This window comes from uncultured Parabacteroides sp., assembly GCF_947855115.1.
Lineage (GTDB): Bacteria > Bacteroidota > Bacteroidia > Bacteroidales > Tannerellaceae > Parabacteroides.
The window spans coordinates 62,118-82,617 of the sequence record NZ_CANTZW010000003.1 but is presented as its reverse complement, the minus strand read 5'-3'; the positions used below and the strand labels follow the sequence as shown (position 1 = coordinate 82,617).

The window sequence follows — 20,500 nt, the reverse complement described above, 5'->3', positions numbered from 1 at the left end:
CGCAATGGAACAAAAAAACAAGATGGTAATTTATCAGGTATTCCCGCGCTGGTTTGGGAATCTGCGACCATCTCCTGTGATGAATGGTAGTTTGGCCGAGAATGGAGTAGGTAAGTTTTCGGCTTTTACTCCTTTGGCTTTATCCAAAATCAAAGAACTAGGTATTACTCATGTTTGGTATACGGGGGTGATAGAACACGCTACGAAAACCGATTATACCATGTTTGGTATCCGGAAAGACCATTCTGCCGTAGTAAAAGGTAAGGCCGGATCTCCGTATGCTATAAAAGATTATTATGATATAGACCCGGACTTAGCGGATAATATCCAGAACCGTATGAGTGAGTTCGAGGATTTGGTGAAACGTACGCACGAGGCTGGGATGAAGGTTATCATTGATTTTGTACCGAACCATGTGGCACGCCAATATTTCTCGGACGCACGAGAGCCTTTCGTGGAGGACTTAGGACAAACGGATAATGTGTCTAAGGTTTTTGATGTGAATAATAACTTTTATTACCTTCCAGGACAAACCTTGACGCTTCGCTTTGATCCGCAACGTGAGGAGGATTTCGCCTATAGCGAGTTCCCCGCGAAGGTAACCGGAAACAACCATTTCGATGCTTACCCAAGCCAGGATGACTGGTATGAGACGGTGAAATTGAATTATGGCGTGGATTACATGCACGGTGGTGTTTGCTACTTCGATACCATACCTAATACTTGGGAGAAAATGCTAGAGATCTTGCTGTTTTGGGCAGGTAAGGGTGTAGATGGTTTTCGTTGTGACATGGCAGAGATGGTTCCGGTGGAATTCTGGAATTGGGTGATTCCTCAGGTGAAGAAGGTGCATGATGTGCTCTTTATCGCGGAGGTGTATAATCCGGATGAATATAGAAACTATATTTATACAGGGCATTTTGATTATTTGTATGATAAGGTAGGCCTTTATGATACGGTTCGTGCGGTGATGTGCGGGCAGGCCCCGGCTAGTAATATATCATATTGCTGGCAATCGGTGGAGGGCATCCAGAAAAACATGTTGAACTTCCTGGAGAATCATGATGAGCAGCGTGTCGCCTCTGATTTCTTTGCAGGGGATGCTCGTCCGGGTATTCCGGGCATGATTGTTTCTGCGGCTATGAATACGAACCCGGTTATGATCTATTGTGGTCAGGAGCTTGGCGAAAGAGGTATGGACATGGAGGGCTTTAGCGGACGTGATGGCCGTACTACTATCTTTGATTATTGGAGTATTGAAAGTTTACGTAACTGGAATAATAATGGGCACTTTGACGGAGCAAAATTAACACCGGCACAACGTTCGTTGCGTGGGATGTATGCTAAGTTATTGAATGTGGTACGGTCTGAGCCGGTTATTGTCGAAGGCGCGTTCTATGATTTAATGTATGCGAACTCCAATAACCCTTATTTTAATTCGAATCGCCAATATACATTCTTGCGTAAATGGAAGAACGAGGTGCTTTTGGTTGTCGTAAATTTCGACCGTGCTGATCAATGTGTATGGGTAAATATTCCGGAAGAGGCATTTAAAGCTCTTGATTTTGAGGATAACAAACCTGCGAAATTGACAGATCTGCTAACAGGGGAAACAACAATTAGCACACTAACAGACGCATATCCTTATCAGGTGAAACTTCCGGCTTATTCCGGTAAAATGCTAAAGTTTACTTTTTCACCTAAATAAAGGACTTTCTTGAAAAGGCGGTATCAATAATTCCTGGATGGAATTGTCCCGGTATAATAAACCGGCTCCATCGGCCAAGTAAGTTGACTGAAATAACAGATTTTATTAACTGATTTGGCCGATGAGGCTGGTTTTGTATTTTCTTTATCACTTTATTTCTGTGCTTTTAGCTTAGCCCGTATCATCTCTATTACGGCAGGAAGTATGGATATGAATATAATTGCGATGATCAATATTTTAAGGTTTTTCTGCACGAATGGAAGGTCTCCGAAGAAGTATCCCGCATAACAGAAAAGTAAGATCCAAAAAGCACCTCCTATAAGGTTATAGATCATGAAATAGTAGTAATGCATTTTACCCATTCCCGCTACGAATGGTGCGAAAGTACGGACTATTGGTACGAATCGGGCGATAATGATGGTTTTACCTCCATACTTTTTGTAGAATTCATGTGTCTTGTCTAAATGACTCTTCTTGAATATTCTGGAGTTAGGGTTGTTGAAAAGTTTGCGACCGAAAAAATGGCCTATCATATAATTGCAAGAGTCTCCCGATACTGCCGCTACAAATAAGATTAAAGCTAAGAGGTTTATCTCTAAAGGCATACCGGGTAATGCGGTTATCGCCCCGGCGACAAATAGCAGGGAATCTCCTGGCAAAAACGGGGTGACTACCAATCCCGTTTCACAAAAAATGATTAAGAATAATATCGCGTAGGCCCAAGTGTGATATTCTTGTACGATCTCAATCATATGCTGATCGATGTGTAAGATAAAGTCTAATAAGAATTCCATTTTGTGTTGTATTGTTAATTAATAAATATCCGCTATAATCCCTAAAGAGAACAAATACTATTTGTCCGTCTTTTTAGAGTGGTCTGAGAAATGAAACTTAAGGATTAAATGAGGATACGCCTTAGGGTATAGATGTAATATCCGTGGGAGAATTTAAAAGGATTAATACAAAATGAAATGAAAGTTCGTCTTTCTTTAAGGCATTGTGTTTTTAAAGAACGGATGATTCTATCTGCGGATGAGGAAATGTTTGTTCTTAAATTCTTGGATGTCGGGACACTACGGTATAGAGAAGGAACCCTGATGTAACCATTTTCTATTTTATAGTTGTATTCCTCGTTAGATGACTCTTTGTCGTAACATTCGATATCCGCTTGGAGGATATTATGTTCTGTATCGTCTTCGTATGGAGAATACATGGCATAAGAATCCTTGTATTCCTGTAGATTCTTGGGGGATAATGAAGAACCCGAAGCCAGAAATACGCTTACCAGTACGAAGAAATAGAGTAAATGCTTTATCATTGCGGTTGCAAATATAGAAAGTTTTCCAAGAAGAAGCCTCCAACGGCCGATTTTGATTAAGGAGGTTTGCAAAGGTTATATCAAGGCTTCCGTAAAAGTTTTCTAAATATAAAGAGGTTATTGTAAATAAGTTTTGTACTTTTGCGGCACAATTTAAATCTATTCACTTTAAGATAAATATTCGGAATAATGAGTGCACAAACTCCTTTCTTGGTGTTTTCGGGAACAAACTCCCGGTATCTTGCAGAGAAAATTTGCAAAAGTTTAGGTTGTCCTCTGGGGCAGATGAATATCCAGCACTTTGCCGATGGTGAGTTCTCTGTTTCTTATGAAGAGTCTATCCGAGGTAGAGATGTATTCTTAGTACAATCTACATTCCCTAACTCAGACAATTTGATGGAGTTGCTTCTGATGATTGATGCGGCTAAACGTGCTTCTGCGCATTCAATCATTGCGGTAGTCCCTTATTTCGGTTGGGCTCGTCAGGATAGAAAGGATAAACCTCGTGTTTCTATTGGCGCTAAGTTGATCGCTGATATGTTAAGTACGGCGGGAATCAACCGTTTGATCACGATGGACCTTCATGCAGACCAGATTCAAGGATTTTTCAATGTTCCGGTGGATCATTTATATGCATCTTCCGTATTCTTGGATTATATCAAGACATCTTTACCTTTGGACAACTTGTGTATCGCTACTCCGGATGTCGGTGGTACGAAACGTGCTAGCAGCTATTCTAAATATTTAGGTTTGCCGATGGTTATTTGCCACAAGTCTCGTTTGCGTGCCAATGAGGTCGCAGAGATGCGTATCATTGGTGATGTGAAGGGCTTGGATGTGCTTTTGATCGACGATATGGTAGATACGGCAGGTACGATTACGAAGGCCGCAAACTTGATGTTGGAGAATGGGGCAAAGTCTGTTCGCGCCATCGCCAGTCACGCTGTAATGTCTGATCCCGCTTCCATTCGAGTAGATCAGTCCGCTTTAACAGAGATGATCTTTACAGATTCAATACCTTACGCAAAGAAATGCGAGAAAGTAAAGGTATTATCTATCGCTGATATGTTCGCGGAGGCAATTCGTCGCGTATGTAGCGGTGAGTCTATCAGTTCTTTGTATGCTATTTAATAGATTAAGAAAGAAAAATAAAAACGGTCGCTCCGAAAGGAAGCGACCGTTTTTATTTAGAATATATCATTTAGTCTCATCAATAATCATACCGCTACCTAGGCATAAATGATGATTTTTATCGTAGATTACACAATATTGGCCAGGAGCTATACCCTGTATTTTGTCATCGGACTCAACGCGATATAGGCCTCCGATACGATGGATGTAACCATGCGTGAATTCTGGAGTATGACGGATTTTGAAAGTGATTTCCTTCTTATCGTCGAACTCCCCCCAAGGATCTTCCGTGATGAAATCGAAACCTTGCATATTGATCACTTTGCCATATTGTGTTTCCGGGTCATAGCCGTTGGAGACATAGATTATATTTCGCTTGATATCCTTTTGAATAACAAACCAGGGGCCACCGCTTAATCCCAATCCTTTACGTTGGCCGATCGTGTGGAACCAATATCCGTTATGCTTACCGATGACTTTACCAGTCTCCAGTTCTACGATCTTTCCCGGGCGCTTTCCTAGGTAACGCTCAATAAAGTCGTTATAGTTGATTTTTCCTAAGAAGCAAATACCTTGGCTGTCTTTGCGTTTAGCGCTCGGCAGCTTTTGAGCCTCAGCGATGGCACGGACCTCGCTTTTCATTAAATGCCCGATCGGGAACATCAGCTTTTGTATTTGTAAGCGGGTGATTTGCCCCAAGAAATCCGTCTGGTCTTTTACCGGGTCTTTGGCGGTAGAAAGCCATGTCTTACCGTTTATCTCCGTGGTCGTGGCATAATGACCGGTAGCGATCTTATCGAAGTCTTTGCCCCATTTTTCCTCGAAACAACCGAACTTGATGTATTTATTACACATCATATCCGGGTTTGGAGTAAGACCGCGTTTGACAGATTCAATCGTATAGCTTACTACCCGGTCCCAATACTCATCGTGCAAGGAGACGATTTCGAATCTGCATCCGTATTTGCGGGCGATATACGAGGTGATCTCGATATCTTCTTCTGCCGGGCAATCGATATAGCCATCCTTGTCTTCCATACCAATACGGATATAGAAGATGGTAGGATCGTATCCTGCTTCTTTTAGTTGGTGCACGACGACAGAGCTGTCTACCCCTCCTGAAACTAATGCTGCAATTTCCATTCTCTCGTTTTTTTGTCTTTGCTATTAGCATACAAAAGTAGAGAAAAAATCCCAAACCTTTGATATTGACTGTATATTCTCTATCTTTGCGGTTGGGCCTTATCGGAACGTGGGCCTTCAAGCTATGTACTTTAGATGTAATACATTATAGGAAACTCGAATCGTAGTAAGTATGAAAAAAATAATGTTATCGCTTATGACAGTTATGGCTATGATGGCTTGTACGGGCCAAAAGTCGGATACGGTATCTCAAAATTCCGATAAAGATTTCAATTATGTAGTAGACCGGTTCGCCGATCTGGAAATCCTTCGTTATAAAGTCCCGGGTTTCGAATCCTTATCATTGCGGCAAAAGCAATTGCTATATCATCTTTCCGAGGCGGCCTTGATGGGACGTGATATATTCTTTGATCAGAATGGGAAGTATAATTTGGCGATCCGCAGGACATTGGAGGCTATTTATATGAATTATAAAGGAGATCGGGAAGACCCTCAGTTCAAGGCATTGGAAACATATTTAAAACGGGTGTGGTTCTCTAGCGGTATCCATCATCATTATGCTTTGGACAAGTTTGTGCCGGGTTTTTCTCCTGAATTCTTTATGGATTGTATTCATCAAATCGATGCCAGGGAATTACCTCTTCGTGAAAATCAAAACGTGGATCAATTAATGATTGAGATCGCTCCGGTGATCTTTGATCCAAGCGTTATGCCAAAGCGTAGCGTACAAAGCGGCGATGGCGATTTGATCAAGGCTTCTTCCAATAATTATTACGGAGGGGGGATCAGTCAGGAAGAGGTAGAAGACTTCTATGCGCAAATGAAAATGGGAAAGGATACGATTTCCCCGATTTCTTACGGCCTGAACAGCCGCTTGGTAAAAGAGAAGGGTAAGATCGTTGAGAAGGTATGGAAAGTGGGAGGACTCTATTCTGCTGCGATAGAGAAGATCGTGGATCAATTGCGGCAAGCTTTGCCTTTCGCGGAGAATGATACCCAGAAAGCGATTATCGAGAAGTTGATCGAATATTATAAAACGGGAGATTTGAAGACCTTCGATGCTTATTCGATCCTTTGGGTAGAGGATACAGCCTCGGAAGTTGATTTCGTTAATGGCTTTATCGAGACTTATGGAGATCCGTTGGGAATGAAGGCCAGTTGGGAGTCTACCGTGAACTTTACGAATAAAGAGGCGACAAAGCGTACGAAAATCATAAGTGATAACGCGCAATGGTTCGAGGATCATTCTCCGGTAGATAAACGTTTCAAGAAAGAGACGGTGAAAGGTGTCAGCGCTAAGGTTATCACGGTATCTATGTTGGGAGGGGATTGTTATCCGGCCACCCCGATCGGCATTAATTTGCCAAATGCGGATTGGATTCGTAGAGATCATGGTTCAAAGTCTGTCACGATCGAGAACATCACGGAGGCTTATGATAAGGCTTCCCAAGGGAATGGCTTTAGCGAGGAGTTCGTTTGGAGTGACGTGGAGCGCAACGGTATGAAACAGTACGGTTTTTTGACTGATAATTTACATACGGACTTGCATGAGTGCCTAGGACATGGTTCCGGCAAATTGTTGGAAAATACAGACCCGGATGCGTTAAAAGCCTATAGTTCTACTTTGGAGGAAACCCGTGCGGATTTGTTTGGCCTGTATTATTTGGCAGATCCGAAGTTGGTGGAACTGGGATTGCTTCCGGACGGTGAAGCTTATAAATCGGAATACTATAAGTATATAATGAATGGCTTGATGACCCAGTTGGTCCGTATAGAGCTAGGCAAAAATATAGAGGAGGCGCATATGCGTAACCGCCAGTTAATCGCTAAGTGGACTTATGAGAAGGGAAAGGTCTCTAATGTAATCGAACTGAAAAAACGGGATGGAAAGACCTATGTGGTTGTAAATGACTATCCGAAGTTACGTGAGTTGTTTGGAACCCTGTTGGCTGAGATTCAACGTATCAAAAGTGAGGGCGACTATGAGGCCGGAAAGAATCTTGTAGAGGAATTCGGCGTGAAAGTAGATACGGATTTACATGCGGAAGTCTTGGAGCGCTATGCTAAGTTAAACTTGGCCCCTTATAAAGGTTTTGTCAACCCTGTGATGAAAGAGATAAGGGGATCCGACGGTGAGGTCACCGATATTGTCTTGGATTACACGGAAGGATATACGGACCAAATGCTCCGTTATGGTCGTGATTACTCTTTCTTACCGACTTATAATGATTAATAGATGGAAAATTTACAAGACGAGATAAGAGAGATTCGCAAGCAACTTCGTCTGGCGATGAATGGGGTGATTTCTACGAGTATGCGTGAGAAGGGGATTGTGTATAAGTTGAATTTCGGGGTTCCATACCCCGAGATTAGAGAAATCGCTCGTAATCATAAGCCGAGTGGAGAATTGGCGGCAGCCCTGTGGAGAGAAGATATTCGTGAGTTTAAGATATTGGCGACATTTCTCCAACCCGCCGAGACGTTACTTCCTGATGAGGCGAAACGTTGGGTCAAGGAAATTCCTTATCTAGAGATTGCGGAACATTGTTGCAGGAACTTGTTCGTTCATTTACCCTATATGGAAGACTTCACGTTTGATCTGATTATGGATAAAGAGAATGAGTTCGCCCGTACGGTAGCTTTCCTTACTTGGGCCGAGAATTTTAAGCGAGGAGGTAGCTTATCGACTGTGGTTTTGGAATCTTTCTGGGTGGAAACCTTGAGAAGCCTAGCGGAGACGGAGGATTTTAAGGCTACGCTAAAAGAGAAACAAGCGTCAATTCTAGCCATGAAGTTTTACGGGCGTCAATCCGAGAAGAACTCAAAAAAGATCTTGAGCGGTTTTAAGGAATTTCAAGAAGTTACGGGAAACACGCCGGAATTACAGGAAATCTATAATGAATTAAAATTCGAGTTTGAATATTATCGGTAAGGCTTTGCGTTTAAAATAAATGCGCTAACTTTGTCGTTCGTGTGGTCTTTAGGAGATGGAAGCGAAAGTTTACACGGAAATGTGTGCGTTGTTTACCGAATATCTAACGGAGAAGAAACTGCGGAAAACCGAGGAAAGATATACTATATTCAAGGAGATATGTGCTTTTCCCGGACATTTTGACGTGTGTATGCTTTCGAATAAATTGGAGCAAGACAACTTCCATGTCAGTAAGGCTACGCTTTACAATACGTTGGATGTACTGGTCGATGCCGGTCTGGTGGTGCGTCATCAAATAACCGTCCAGTCGGTGCAGTATGAGTTAAGGATTTACGCCGACACACATTTGCATTTGATTTGCATGCGATGTGGGGCCATTCGGGAGTTGCGGAATAGTACGTTGAAAGCGGATATGAGGAACTTGAAAGTTTCTCGTTTTACGCCGGAGTACTATTGTTTGTACGTTTATGGCCTGTGCAGCAAATGCAAGTTTAAATTGCAAAGGTCTGGTAAGTGAGAATATTAATAGCCTATAATAAATATAGAAAAGATGAAAGTAGACGTTTTGTTAGGATTGCAATGGGGCGATGAGGGCAAAGGTAAGGTTGTCGATGTGCTGACTCCGAATTACGATGTGGTAACTCGTTTTCAAGGAGGTCCCAATGCCGGACATACATTGGAGTTTAACGGGGAAAAGTATGTGTTACGTTCTATTCCTTCCGGTATTTTCCAAGGTGGAAAAATAAACGTAATCGGTAACGGTGTCGTTCTGGACCCGTTATTGTTCAAGCAGGAAGCGGAAGCGTTGGCGGCAAGTGGTCACGATATCACCAAGCAGCTTTATATCTCAAAGAAAGCTCACCTAATTTTACCTACTCACCGAATCTTGGATGCCGCTTACGAGGCCGCTAAAGGTTCGGGAAAGATCGGTACGACAGGAAAAGGTATCGGTCCGACTTATACGGATAAGATCAGCCGTAACGGTGTTCGTGTGGGCGATTTATTACATAACTTCGAAGAGAAGTATGCGGCAGCTAAAGCAAAACATGAAGCCATCTTGCGTTCGTTGAATTATGAATATGATATAACCGAGATGGAGGCGCAATGGATGGAAGCCTTGAACTATCTGAGACAGTTTAATTTAATCGATAGCGAGCATGTCATCAATAACTATTTGAAAGAAGGTAAATCTGTCTTGGCGGAAGGTGCTCAAGGAACGATGTTGGATATAGACTTCGGTTCTTACCCGTTCGTGACATCCTCAAATACGATCTGTGCCGGATGTTGTACGGGATTGGGGGTTTCTCCCCGGAATATCGGTGAGGTATATGGTATCTTCAAGGCTTATTGTACACGTGTAGGTAGCGGTCCGTTCCCGACCGAGTTGTTTGATGAGGTAGGAGATAAGATCGGGCAATTAGGCCATGAGTTTGGTGCGGTAACCGGACGTAAACGTCGTTGTGGATGGATTGATTTGGTTGCTTTGAAGTATGCGGTTATGATCAATGGCGTTAGTCAATTGATCATGATGAAAAGCGATGTATTGGATACTTTCGATACGATCAAGGCTTGCGTGGCTTATAAGGTGAATGGTGTCGAGATAAGCGAGTTCCCGTATGAGATCGATGATACGATCGAGCCTGTATACGTGGAATTACCGGGTTGGAAGACGGATATGACGAAGATGCAAAGTGAGGATGAGTTCCCCGAGGAGTTCAACGCTTACCTATCTTTTTTGGAGGAAGAATTAGGCGTACCTGTGAAGATCGTTTCCGTAGGTCCGGATCGCGAGCAGACGATTGTCAGATATACAGAGGAATAAACCCGTTATAAATCGTACAAAATGGCAGAAGACCACATACCTCAAAGGGTGTCTCCTGCCATTTTTGGCTTTGGCAAACTTTTTGTCGTTATTTTGTAAAACTAAATAAGATAGATTTCTATGAGCATGTATTGGATTATATTTATTGGATTTGCGTTATTGAGTTGGCTGGTATCGTCCCGCCTTCAAGGTAAGTTTGAGAAGTACTCGAAAATTCCTATGCCCAATGGGATGACGGGAAAAGATGTCGCGGAGAAGATGTTGCATGACAATGGTATCTATGATGTAAAAGTGATCTCCACGCCCGGACATTTGACGGATCATTACAATCCTGCGAACCAGACTGTGAACTTGAGCGAGTCGGTTTATTACAGCAATAGTATAGCCGCCGCTGCGGTTGCCGCCCATGAGTGTGGTCATGCGGTGCAGCATGCTACCGCTTACGCTCCGTTGAGAATGCGTTCGGCTTTGGTTCCGGTGGTTAGTTTCGCTTCTAATATTATGACTTGGGTGTTGTTGGGTGGTATGTTAATGATCAATGTATTCCCGCAATTGTTGTTGTTTGGTATTATTTTGTTCGCTTCGACCACCTTATTCAGCTTTATCACACTTCCGGTCGAGATCAATGCCAGTCAGCGTGCGTTGGTATGGTTGAGCAATGCGGGTATAACGAATGTGTATACGCATGATAAAGCGGAAGACGCATTGCGTTCTGCCGCTTATACGTATGTAGTCGCGGCATTGGGTTCGTTGGCTACATTATTATATTATATCATGATATTCTTGGGAGGAAGAAGCCGGGATTAACGATGCCCGTTGCAAGAGATTTACAATGCCCATTGTAAAGAGCTAATGATGCCCGTTGTTAACACCTGACAATGGGCATTGTTATTTTCTTATTTATTTCGAGCAAAAGCATTACCTTTGCGGGCAGAACAACCATAATTAATAACATAAAATCATGCAAAAACCTTCCATTCCAAAAGGAACCAGAGATTTTTCGCCGGAGGAAATGGCGAAACGTAATTATATATTCAATACGATCCGTGAAGTGTTTCACCTGTATGGCTTCCAGCAAATAGAAACTCCTGCGATGGAGAATCTTTCTACATTGATGGGTAAATATGGCGAGGAAGGAGATAAGCTCCTTTTCAAGATATTGAATTCCGGTGATTGTTTCGCGGGGATCTCGGATGAGGTGTTGATGGAGAAGAATCCGCTGAGATTTGCTTCTAAGGCTTGTGAGAAGGGCTTGCGTTACGATTTGACCGTTCCGTTTGCCCGTTACGTGGTGCAACATCGTAATGAGATCAGTTTCCCGTTTAAACGTTATCAAATACAACCGGTTTGGCGTGCGGATCGTCCGCAAAAGGGGCGTTACCGGGAATTCTACCAGTGTGATGGTGATGTCGTAGGTTCCGATTCCTTGATCAATGAGGTGGAATTGATCCAGATTATGGATGAGGTGTTCCATCGTTTTGGTATTCGGGTGTGCATAAAGATGAATAATCGTAAGATACTTTCCGGTATTGCCGAGATCATAGGTGAGGCAGATAAGATCGTGGATATTACGGTCGCTATAGATAAGTTGGATAAGATTGGCTTGGACAACGTGAACGAGGAGCTTCGTTCCAAAGGATTACCGGAGAAGGCAATCGAACGTTTGCAGCCGATCATTATGTTGCAGGGATCGAATCAAGAAAAGATAGCCACGTTGAAAGAGGTATTATCTGCGTCTGAGACCGGTCTGAAAGGTGTAGCCGAATTGGATTTTATCTTGGAGCGTATATCTCATACTCCAATTCGTGCGGAACTAGAGCTGGACTTGACGTTGGCCCGCGGCCTGAACTACTATACGGGTGCGATTTTCGAGGTAAAAGCCTTGGATGTGCAGATTGGTAGCATCACGGGGGGAGGCCGCTACGATAACCTGACAGGCGTGTTTGGTATGGAGGGTGTGTCCGGTGTTGGTTTCTCTTTCGGTGCGGACCGTATCTTTGACGTTCTGAACCAGTTAGATTTGTATCCGGAAGGCTCTTTGAAGACTACCCAGCTTTTGTTCGTGAACTTCGGGCAAAAAGAGGAGGTTTATTTGTTGCCTTTAATAGCGAAAGTCCGTAGGGCGGGTATTCGCACGGAGTTGTATCCTGAGTCTGCCAAAATGAAAAAGCAGATGAGTTATGCGGATGCCAAGAAGATCCCGTTTGTCGCGATTGTCGGCGAGAATGAGATCGCCGAGAATAAAATCAACTTAAAGAATATGCTCACGGGTGAGCAAACCCTTGTGACTGTCGAAGAGTTGATAGAGCGTTTTTAGAAAAAACGAGTCATAGTCTAGCCGTGGAGATTGTGTCTATGTCTCTACGGCTGGATGTAAACAGACTCAAACTCATTAGGTAGTCTGTCTCTGCGCAACGGTATTGCCCTGATTCCCGCCAATGGGACTCATGATGATTGTCCATATAATACCTATATTCCATTCAAAAAAGCATGTTCCATGAATGTACTGGCGATCGGTTGAGCTTTCTTCTGAGGAAGTAGAAGGACAAGTTGTCAGTCGTTCTTTCGGGTATTTGTCCATTTCGTCCGAAATATTGTCAGTCAAACCGGGAAGAATCCGTTTGGCACACTATTCGCATAGATTTAGGCGTGAATGTGAAGTTCATACTAAAAACGTAATATTATTAACATTTAAAATACCAAGAAAATGAACATTAGACCATTAGCAGATCGCGTGCTGATTAAGCCGGCCGCTGCGGAAGAGAAAACATTAGGTGGAATTATTATTCCGGACTCAGCAAAGGAAAAACCTTTAAAGGGTGAGATTGTAGCCGTAGGTAACGGAACGAAAGACGAGGAAATGGTTGTGAAAGTTGGTGATAACGTATTGTATGGCAAATATGCAGGTACGGAAATCGAACTAGACGGTGAGAAATACTTGATCATGCGCCAAGCAGACGTTTTAGCGATTATCTAATTTATTTTTATAAATAACAATATTAAAAAAGAAATACAATCATGGCAAAAGAGATTAAATACGATATGGATGCCCGCGACCTTCTGAAGAAAGGTGTGGATGAATTGGCTAATGCCGTTAAGGTAACATTAGGCCCGAAAGGTCGTAACGTAATTATCGAGAAGAAATTCGGAGCTCCTCACATCACGAAAGATGGTGTAACGGTTGCTAAAGAAGTTGAGTTGACTTGCCCGTTCGAGAACATGGGTGCTCAATTGGTTAAGGAAGTTGCTTCCAAGACAAACGATAACGCTGGTGACGGTACGACTACAGCTACGGTTTTGGCTCAGTCTATCATCGGTGTTGGTTTAAAGAACGTTACCGCCGGAGCAAACCCAATGGATTTGAAACGTGGTATCGACAAGGCTGTCGCTAAGGTTGTAGAGAGCATCGCTAGCCAAGCTGAGGCTGTTGGTGATAAGTTCGAGAAAATCGAACACGTAGCGAAGATCTCCGCAAACGGTGACGAGGCTATCGGTAAGTTGATCGCTGAGGCTATGCAACGTGTGAAGACTGAAGGTGTTATCACGGTTGAGGAAGCTAAAGGTACTGAGACTACTGTTGATGTAGTTGAGGGTATGCAGTTCGACCGCGGTTATATCTCTCCGTATTTCGTAACAGATACAGAGAAGATGGAGTGCCAGATGGAGAATCCGTATATCTTGATCTATGACAAGAAGATCTCCGTATTGAAAGACCTTCTTCCTATCCTTGAGCCGACTGTACAGAGCGGACGTCCTCTTTTGATCATTGCCGAGGATATCGATAGCGAGGCTTTGGCTACATTGGTAGTGAACCGTCTGCGTGGTTCTTTGAAGATCTGTGCCGTTAAGGCTCCGGGCTTCGGCGACCGTCGTAAGGCTATGTTGGAAGATATCGCCGTATTGACAGGTGGTACGGTTATCTCTGAGGAGAAAGGCTTGAAATTGGAAGGTGCTACGATGGATATGTTAGGTACCGCCGAGAAGATCACGGTAGACAAGGATACTACGACGATCGTAAACGGCGCTGGCGACAAGGAAGCTATCCAAGCTCGTATCGGCCAGATCAAGATCCAGATGGAGAACACTACATCTGATTACGATAAAGAAAAATTACAAGAGCGTTTGGCTAAGATGGCCGGCGGTGTAGCGGTTCTTTACGTAGGCGCTCCTTCTGAGGTTGAGATGAAAGAGAAGAAAGACCGTGTGGATGACGCATTGCACGCAACTCGTGCGGCTATCGAGGAAGGTACAGTTCCTGGTGGTGGTGTAGCTTATATCCGTGCTATCGAGGCTTTGGAAGGCATGAAGGGTGATAACGAGGACGAGACTACAGGTATCGAGATCGTTAAGCGCGCTATCGAGGAGCCGCTTCGTCAGATTGTGGCTAACGCTGGTAAGGAAGGTGCCGTTATCGTTCAGAAAGTGAAAGAAGGTAAGGGCGACTTCGGTTACAACGCTCGTAAAGATTGCTTCGAGAACTTGTGTGAGGCTGGAGTAATTGATCCGGCTAAAGTAACTCGTGTAGCATTGGAGAACGCAGCTTCTATCGCAGGTATGTTCTTGACTACAGAGTGCGTGATCGCTGAGAAGAAAGAAGAGACTCCTGCTATGCCCCCGATGAATCCGGGTATGGGTGGTGGCATGGGTGGTATGATGTAATCAAACTCCCGTGATTAATGATATGAGCGGCCGTTCCGAAAGGGATGGTCGCTTTTTTTATATCCTTTTGCTTGTAAATCGGAAAAAACGATTACCTTTGTATGCGCAATACCGATAGGTTGCGCTTCAGAATGATTTTAAAAGCCCAGGTGGCGGAATTGGTAGACGCGCTCGTTTCAGGTGCGAGTGGTTTTGCGATCGTGCAGGTTCGAGTCCTGTTCTGGGCACTTCCCAAAATAGAAAAAATGCAATCCTATACAGAAGACGAAATTGTAGTACAACTTCGGGAACCGTCCCGACAACGTGAGGCCTTCGCTAAGGTCGTAAGCTTGTATGGCGAGAAGTTGTATTGGCACATACGAAAGATGGTACTGGATCATGAGGATGCAAACGACTTGCTTCAAAATACATTCTTAAAAGCTTGGATGAATATTGAGCTTTTTCGTGGAGAGGCAAAATTATCTACGTGGCTTTATAAGATTGCGATCAATGAGTGCGTTACATTCTTAAATAAACAGCGGAACATGAATAACGTATCTATAGACGATACGGATATTTTTTTGTTGGAACGCTTGAAAGGTGACGAATACTTCGATGGTGACGAAGTACAGATGAGATTGCAAAGAGCTATTCTTACCTTGCCGGAAAAACAACGTTTGGTTTTCAATATGAAGTATTATGAGGATATGAAATACGAGGAAATATCCGAGATATTGGGAACTTCTGTCGGGGCTTTGAAGGCCTCATACCATCATGCGGTAAGAAAAATCGAGGAGTTTTTAACAAAAGAACTTTAAACCATTTGACCGAATTGCTGTCAAAGCAATATAAAAAGAGAAAAAGTATGAAAAAAGAAGAAAACAACCTAGATCGCCTGAAAGGTATAAATCCTTTCGTTGTACCTGAAGGGTATATGGAAGGGCTTACGGAGCGGATTATGAGCCAGCTCCCGGAGAAGCAGGAAGAGAGAGGGAGGCAGATATCCTTGATGGATCGTGTTCGTCCATGGTTGTATATGGCTGCGGTATTTGCGGGTCTTGGTTTGTTTTTCAAGGCAATCGTAGGAATAGATGGTTCCGGCGACAGTACTGCGTCTGATTCTTTGTTGGTCCGGACGGAAGTCTCGACAACGTCTTTAGACGCTATCGAAGCAGAAGAAGATGAGGAGTACTTGGAGTATTTAGAAACCCAATATGCCAATTATCTCTTGGCCGAGGAACTATCCTATTCTGAATAAAGTTTAAAATAACAATTTAGATCGAAGATTTTTGTAATAATACTTGTATGAATAAAATATTTTTTATTACATTTGTGGCGATTTCGGTTTTGCTCTCTTTCAATGCTGCGGCACAAGAGAAGAAAGAGCAAAGACATTTTGATAGAGAGGCATTCGAAGCAAGACGAAATGCTTTTATTACGGCAGAGGTTGGATTGACACCGGAGGAGGCTGCACAATTTATTCCTTTATGCAATGAGTTGCGACAGAAAAAATTTGAGGTAGGGCGAGAATGTCGTAAATTATCAAAAGAAATTCGACATAAGAAGAATCTGACAGACGCTGATTATAATAAGGTGATAGATGAATGTCTGAATGCTGGGATTAAAGAAGCGCAGTTGGAGAAAGAGTATTTCGAAAGATTCAAAAAGATACTTTCTGCGGAGAAAATTTGTAGATACCGAAATGCGGAGTATAAGTTTGTCCGGGATTTTATGAAGAATGGTCGAGATAATAAGAAAGAAGAAAAACAGAAAAAGTAAAATATTATCATTATTTGTGTTTTTTGTTTAGATTTAGTTTTGGCGTTTAAGTTAAGGGAGGGGTGGCGACGTGATGTCGGTTCCCCTTTTGTTTTTCCCTTGTCTCGGTATTATAAGCCTTTGGCCTTGGCTTCATTCCACAGTTGATCCATTTCTTCTAATGTCATATCTTTCAGGGAACGACCTTCTTGGATTGTATGTTCCTCTAGGTAATTAAAGCGACGGATAAACTTTTGGTTCGTGCGCTCCAAGGCGTTGTCCGGATTTATTTTATACAGGCGGGCGGCATTGACCAAGCTAAAGAAGAGGTCTCCGAACTCTGCTTCCATCTTATCAGCGTCCATCTTATCAATCTCGGTTTTCAACTCATCGAATTCTTCTTGTACCTTATCCCATACTTGGTCTCGTTGTTCCCAGTCGAACCCCACGTTGCGGGCTTTGTCTTGGATACGATGTGCTTTTACCACAGAAGGCAAAGAGGCGGGTACACCTTCCAGCACGGTTTTATTACCTCCTTTTTCTTTCAACTTGAGTTGTTCCCAGCTTTGCTCTACTTTTTGTGCTGTGTCGGCAGAAGTGTCTCCGAATACATGCGGATGGCGGTAGATCAGTTTCTGGCAAAGGCTGTCGCAAACATCCTTGATATCGAAGGCCCCTTTTTCCTCACCGATCTTGGAGTAAAAGATGATGTGCAATAACAGGTCTCCTAATTCTTTTTTTATGTTTGTATTGTCCTTGCGCATCAAGGCCTCACATAATTCATAGGTCTCTTCGATCGTATTCGTGCGCAGGCTTTCATTTGTCTGTTTACGGTCCCAAGGGCATTTTACTCGTAACTCGTCCAAGATATCGAGTAATTGCCCGAAGGCTTCCATTTTTTCTTCTCTAGTTACCATATTATTCATTTATTCTTGATAATCATAAAAATGGCGGTGTGTCAAAATAAAAGTACCGAGATTCGGACTACGACCTTGACACACCGCCATTTGTTTTATTGTTGTTCTTTCTTGAATTCTTTCAATCCGTTTTGAAGGAACTGGATATATTTAGAAACATTCTCATCGAATGCGTATGAAGGTCCGAGCGGTTGCCCCTCGTCATTCAGCAAGATGTAGAATGGCTGGGCGTTAGCGCCGAACTTACTTCGTTGCAGATAGCTCCATTTATCGCCGATTGTTTTCAACTTGCGAGTCTTTCCGTTCTCCTGTATCTCGATTGGTTGTGGAAGTTTTGTTTTATCATCTACCATGAGAGTGATCAATACGTAGTCATTCTCCAAGAGCTGTTTCACTTTGGGATCGGTCCAAACGGAAGCCTCCATCTTACGACAGTTTACACAGCCAAAACCAGAGAAATCAATCATGACAGGTTTGTTTACTTTTTTGGCATAAGCCATACCGGATTCATAATCATCAAATGCGGCATGTACTTCGTTCTTGTATAGGTTAAAATCTTGCGTGTATAAAGGAGGAGCAAATGCACTGATCGCTTTCAGCGGCGCACCCCAAAGCCCCGGGACCATATAAATGGCGAAAGCGAAAGAGATAATCGCCATGAACAAACGAGGAACAGATACATATTTTAATTCGCTATCATGGCTGAACTTGATTTTTCCTAATAGGTAGGCACCCAATAGGATAAAGATCACGATCCAAAGTACGATAAATACCTCGCGGTCTAGTAAACGCCAACCGTAAGCTAAATCCGCTACAGAAAGGAACTTCAATGCTAGAGCCAACTCTAGGAAGCCCAGCACGACTTTCACGGAGTTCAGCCATCCACCGGATTTCGGCATGCTTTGCAACATGTTCGGGAAGATGGCGAAGAAACTGAACGGAATGGATAATGCCAAAGCGAAACCAAACATGCCGATAGCCGGCCCTATCGCCGTACCCATAGAAGCAGCTTGTACCAACAATGTACCGATAATCGGACCTGTGCAGGAGAAAGATACCAGTACGAGCGTGAACGACATGAAGAAGATACTCAATATTCCGGTCGTTGAATCTGCCTTGCTGTCTAGTTTACTTGTCCATGAGGCGGGTAGAACCAACTCGAAGGCTCCGAAGAAAGAGACTGCGAATACAACCAGCAACAAGAAGAATATAATATTGAAGATAGCGTTCGTTGATAAATCATTCAATGCGCTAGCCCCGAAAATACCAGTGATCAACAATCCCATAACCAAATAGATTATAATAATAGATAATCCATAGGTGATGGCATCGCGAATCGCCTTTTTGCGATCTTTCGTACGTTTTAAGAAGAAACTTACCGTCATTGGAATCATCGGCCATACACAAGGGGTCAGTAAAGCGATCAATCCACCCAGAAAACCCGCGAAGAAAATAAATAACCAAGATGTATCTGCAGCCGACACGGTAGAGTCGCCAAATGATTTCAATTGATCGATCACTGGAGACCAAAGGGCCGGATTGTCAGTTAGGTTACCGGACAATTTAGGAGACATTGTAGTGGAAGTCGTCTCTTTAACGACGGAGTCCGATGCTTTCGGCTCATTGGGATCTTCCGCTACGACCTGAGTATCCGGTTGAGCGACCGTTGTGTTGGTTTTGTTTGCCTCTGTATCCGGGCTATTAGCAGCCATTGCCGTATCTACATGGATGCTTTTCTTATCAAAGGAGAAAGGTATTTGATCCGGGGGAAGGCAAGTCTCATCATTACAAGCCATAAATTCCACCTCACCCTCTACCTTGAATTTTGTGGGATCGGTGACTTTCAATTTTTGGATAAACGATACCGTACCCGGATACCAACGCAAGTTCATGGCAAATTGCTCGTCGTAGACCGTAGTCGGTTTTACGGAAGGAATTGGCTGGCCTATCAGTTCTGCCCCATTCAGTGTCTCGAATATGAAAGACGTGGATACTGGTCCTCCTTCCGGTAGGTTCATGTCATACAGGTGCCAACCTTTGTCTGCCGTGGCGGTAAAGACTATCTCTTTCTCAGGCATACCGTCCTTGTCGTCTAATTTAATTTTCCACTTGACAGGGGTAAGTATTTGTGCCTGCGCTATTAACGCAATGAGCGCCAGCGTGATTGAACTGATGAGCTTCTTCATTTTAATTTATTGCTAAAGTTACTTTGATGTTGATGAAAAGATATCCGGAATCCGGGTCTCAAAACACATTTCCTCTCCCGTCACCGGGTGGATGAAACAGAGTTTACGGGCATGAAGCATTAACCGTCTTGCGGGATTTGTCTCTGCCCCATATTTCGTATCACCGACTACCGGGTGACCGATGAATTGCATCTGGGCACGGATTTGGTTTTTACGTCCCGTCTCCAGTTCCAACTCTAGGAGCGAATAGCGATTATTCGTTTGCAACAAGTGATAGCGAGTGATTGCCTCTTTCCCGTCTCCTTCCAAAGTTACGAATACTTGCATGTTCTTGTTCTCTACAAGATTGGAGACGATTAAATCGGTATCTTTTTCCGGTCGCCCTTCTACTACAGCGACATAGGTACGTCGGGTGATCATTTCACTCCAGTTGGATTGAAGTTGCTCTTTCACCCTCTGATTCTTGGCGAACATCATGATACCGGATGTATCCCGATCCAAGCGGTGCAAGATGAATATCTTGTTATGCGGATCGGATTGTTTCACGTAATCGCTTAATAGGCGATAGGCCGTACGTTCTTTGACACGATCGGTAGATACCGATAGCAAACCTTCCCTCTTATTGATTACGATGAGATCATCATCTTCCCAAACAATCCTTAATAGCGGATTGTTGAATTCCACCTTCCCTTTTCCATAGTTAACCCCGACTGTGTCGTTAGGGGCCAGTGGGGTATCGAACTGCCGGGTGACTTTCCCGTTTACCGAGATTTGCCCCCTGTTCAGTAATCCCTTCACTGAGGAACGGCTTTGTTCTTTTAATAACTCGAACAAGAAAGGTAGCAAAGTGTTACTTTCTGCCACCGTTACCCGTCGTTCTTTGGAGGGTTTACATTGATTATCCCCTCTTTTATACTCAGATCGCTTTCTCATATCTAATTCTTATA

At 43.4% G+C, this 20,500-nt stretch carries 18 protein-coding genes and 1 tRNA gene; 14 read left to right on the top strand and 5 right to left on the bottom strand.

Translation table 11 applies throughout. The annotated features are described in order from the left end of the window. Positions 1–4: 4 nt before the first annotated feature. Complete coding sequence (locus tag Q0110_RS03640) at positions 5–1,708, top strand: alpha-amylase family glycosyl hydrolase (RefSeq protein ID WP_297902698.1); 1,704 nt, start codon at positions 5–7, stop codon at positions 1,706–1,708. 152 nt (positions 1,709–1,860) lie between these two features. On the opposite strand, the gene Q0110_RS03635 is transcribed toward Q0110_RS03640, so the two are convergent. Continuing rightward, a complete protein-coding gene (locus tag Q0110_RS03635; protein WP_297902695.1) occupies positions 1,861–2,502 on the bottom strand; it encodes a DedA family protein in 642 nt (213 codons plus the stop codon). 713 nt (positions 2,503–3,215) lie between these two features. On the opposite strand from Q0110_RS03635, the gene Q0110_RS03630 reads away from it, so the two are divergent. Next, positions 3,216–4,157 carry a ribose-phosphate pyrophosphokinase gene (locus tag Q0110_RS03630; protein ID WP_297902692.1) on the top strand — a complete coding sequence of 314 codons (942 nt, stop codon included), beginning with the start codon at positions 3,216–3,218 and terminating at the stop codon, positions 4,155–4,157. 66 nt (positions 4,158–4,223) lie between these two features. Here Q0110_RS03630 and mnmA read toward each other — a convergent pair whose 3' ends face one another. Further along, a complete protein-coding gene (gene mnmA, locus Q0110_RS03625) occupies positions 4,224–5,300 on the bottom strand; it encodes a tRNA 2-thiouridine(34) synthase MnmA (protein WP_297902689.1) in 1,077 nt (358 codons plus the stop codon). Positions 5,301–5,472: 172 nt separating this feature from the next. On the opposite strand from mnmA, the gene Q0110_RS03620 reads away from it, so the two are divergent. The 12 genes from Q0110_RS03620 (at position 5,473) to Q0110_RS03565 (ending at position 16,471) form a co-directional block, all read left to right on the top strand. Continuing rightward, positions 5,473–7,533 carry a dihydrofolate reductase gene (locus Q0110_RS03620; protein WP_297902686.1) on the top strand — a complete coding sequence of 687 codons (2,061 nt, stop codon included), beginning with the start codon at positions 5,473–5,475 and terminating at the stop codon, positions 7,531–7,533. Positions 7,534–7,536: 3 nt separating this feature from the next. Next, complete coding sequence (locus tag Q0110_RS03615) at positions 7,537–8,232, top strand: DNA alkylation repair protein (protein ID WP_297902683.1); 696 nt, start codon at positions 7,537–7,539, stop codon at positions 8,230–8,232. 55 nt (positions 8,233–8,287) lie between these two features. Continuing rightward, positions 8,288–8,749 carry a transcriptional repressor gene (locus tag Q0110_RS03610; protein ID WP_297902680.1) on the top strand — a complete coding sequence of 154 codons (462 nt, stop codon included), beginning with the start codon at positions 8,288–8,290 and terminating at the stop codon, positions 8,747–8,749. 33 nt (positions 8,750–8,782) lie between these two features. Beyond that, positions 8,783–10,054 carry an adenylosuccinate synthase gene (locus Q0110_RS03605; RefSeq protein WP_297902677.1) on the top strand — a complete coding sequence of 424 codons (1,272 nt, stop codon included), beginning with the start codon at positions 8,783–8,785 and terminating at the stop codon, positions 10,052–10,054. 120 nt (positions 10,055–10,174) lie between these two features. Further along, the gene (locus Q0110_RS03600) at positions 10,175–10,861 is read left to right on the top strand and encodes a zinc metallopeptidase (protein ID WP_297902675.1); all 687 of its coding nucleotides are present in this window, start codon (positions 10,175–10,177) and stop codon (positions 10,859–10,861) included. Positions 10,862–11,015: 154 nt separating this feature from the next. Next, the gene (gene hisS, locus Q0110_RS03595; protein ID WP_297902672.1) at positions 11,016–12,371 is read left to right on the top strand and encodes a histidine--tRNA ligase; all 1,356 of its coding nucleotides are present in this window, start codon (positions 11,016–11,018) and stop codon (positions 12,369–12,371) included. Positions 12,372–12,761: 390 nt separating this feature from the next. Further along, positions 12,762–13,031 (top strand): co-chaperone GroES, encoded by a 270-nt coding sequence (locus tag Q0110_RS03590; protein ID WP_005858788.1) that lies wholly within the window; start codon positions 12,762–12,764, stop codon positions 13,029–13,031. A 41-nt stretch (positions 13,032–13,072) separates the two neighbouring features. Next, the gene (groL, locus tag Q0110_RS03585; RefSeq protein WP_297902646.1) at positions 13,073–14,713 is read left to right on the top strand and encodes a chaperonin GroEL; all 1,641 of its coding nucleotides are present in this window, start codon (positions 13,073–13,075) and stop codon (positions 14,711–14,713) included. A 143-nt stretch (positions 14,714–14,856) separates the two neighbouring features. Continuing rightward, positions 14,857–14,940 (top strand) — tRNA-Leu (locus Q0110_RS03580). Positions 14,941–14,958: 18 nt separating this feature from the next. Then, a complete protein-coding gene (locus Q0110_RS03575; protein ID WP_297902644.1) occupies positions 14,959–15,510 on the top strand; it encodes a sigma-70 family RNA polymerase sigma factor in 552 nt (183 codons plus the stop codon). A gap of 47 nt (positions 15,511–15,557) precedes the next feature. After that, positions 15,558–15,950, top strand: a complete 393-nt coding sequence (locus Q0110_RS03570) for a hypothetical protein (protein ID WP_297902641.1) — start codon at positions 15,558–15,560, stop codon at positions 15,948–15,950. A 47-nt stretch (positions 15,951–15,997) separates the two neighbouring features. Next, positions 15,998–16,471: a hypothetical protein gene (locus Q0110_RS03565; RefSeq protein WP_297902638.1), complete on the top strand. Its 474-nt coding sequence runs from the start codon at positions 15,998–16,000 to the stop codon at positions 16,469–16,471. A gap of 110 nt (positions 16,472–16,581) precedes the next feature. On the opposite strand, the gene mazG is transcribed toward Q0110_RS03565, so the two are convergent. From mazG to Q0110_RS03550, 3 genes are all read right to left on the bottom strand, one after another. Beyond that, on the bottom strand, positions 16,582–17,367 hold the full coding sequence (gene mazG, locus Q0110_RS03560) for a nucleoside triphosphate pyrophosphohydrolase (protein ID WP_297902635.1): 786 nt from the start codon (positions 17,365–17,367) through the stop codon (positions 16,582–16,584). Between the two features lie 95 nt (positions 17,368–17,462). Next, positions 17,463–19,553: a cytochrome c biogenesis protein CcdA gene (locus Q0110_RS03555; RefSeq protein WP_297902632.1), complete on the bottom strand. Its 2,091-nt coding sequence runs from the start codon at positions 19,551–19,553 to the stop codon at positions 17,463–17,465. Between the two features lie 18 nt (positions 19,554–19,571). Continuing rightward, positions 19,572–20,486: an RluA family pseudouridine synthase gene (locus Q0110_RS03550; RefSeq protein WP_297902629.1), complete on the bottom strand. Its 915-nt coding sequence runs from the start codon at positions 20,484–20,486 to the stop codon at positions 19,572–19,574. Positions 20,487–20,500: the final 14 nt, after the last annotated feature.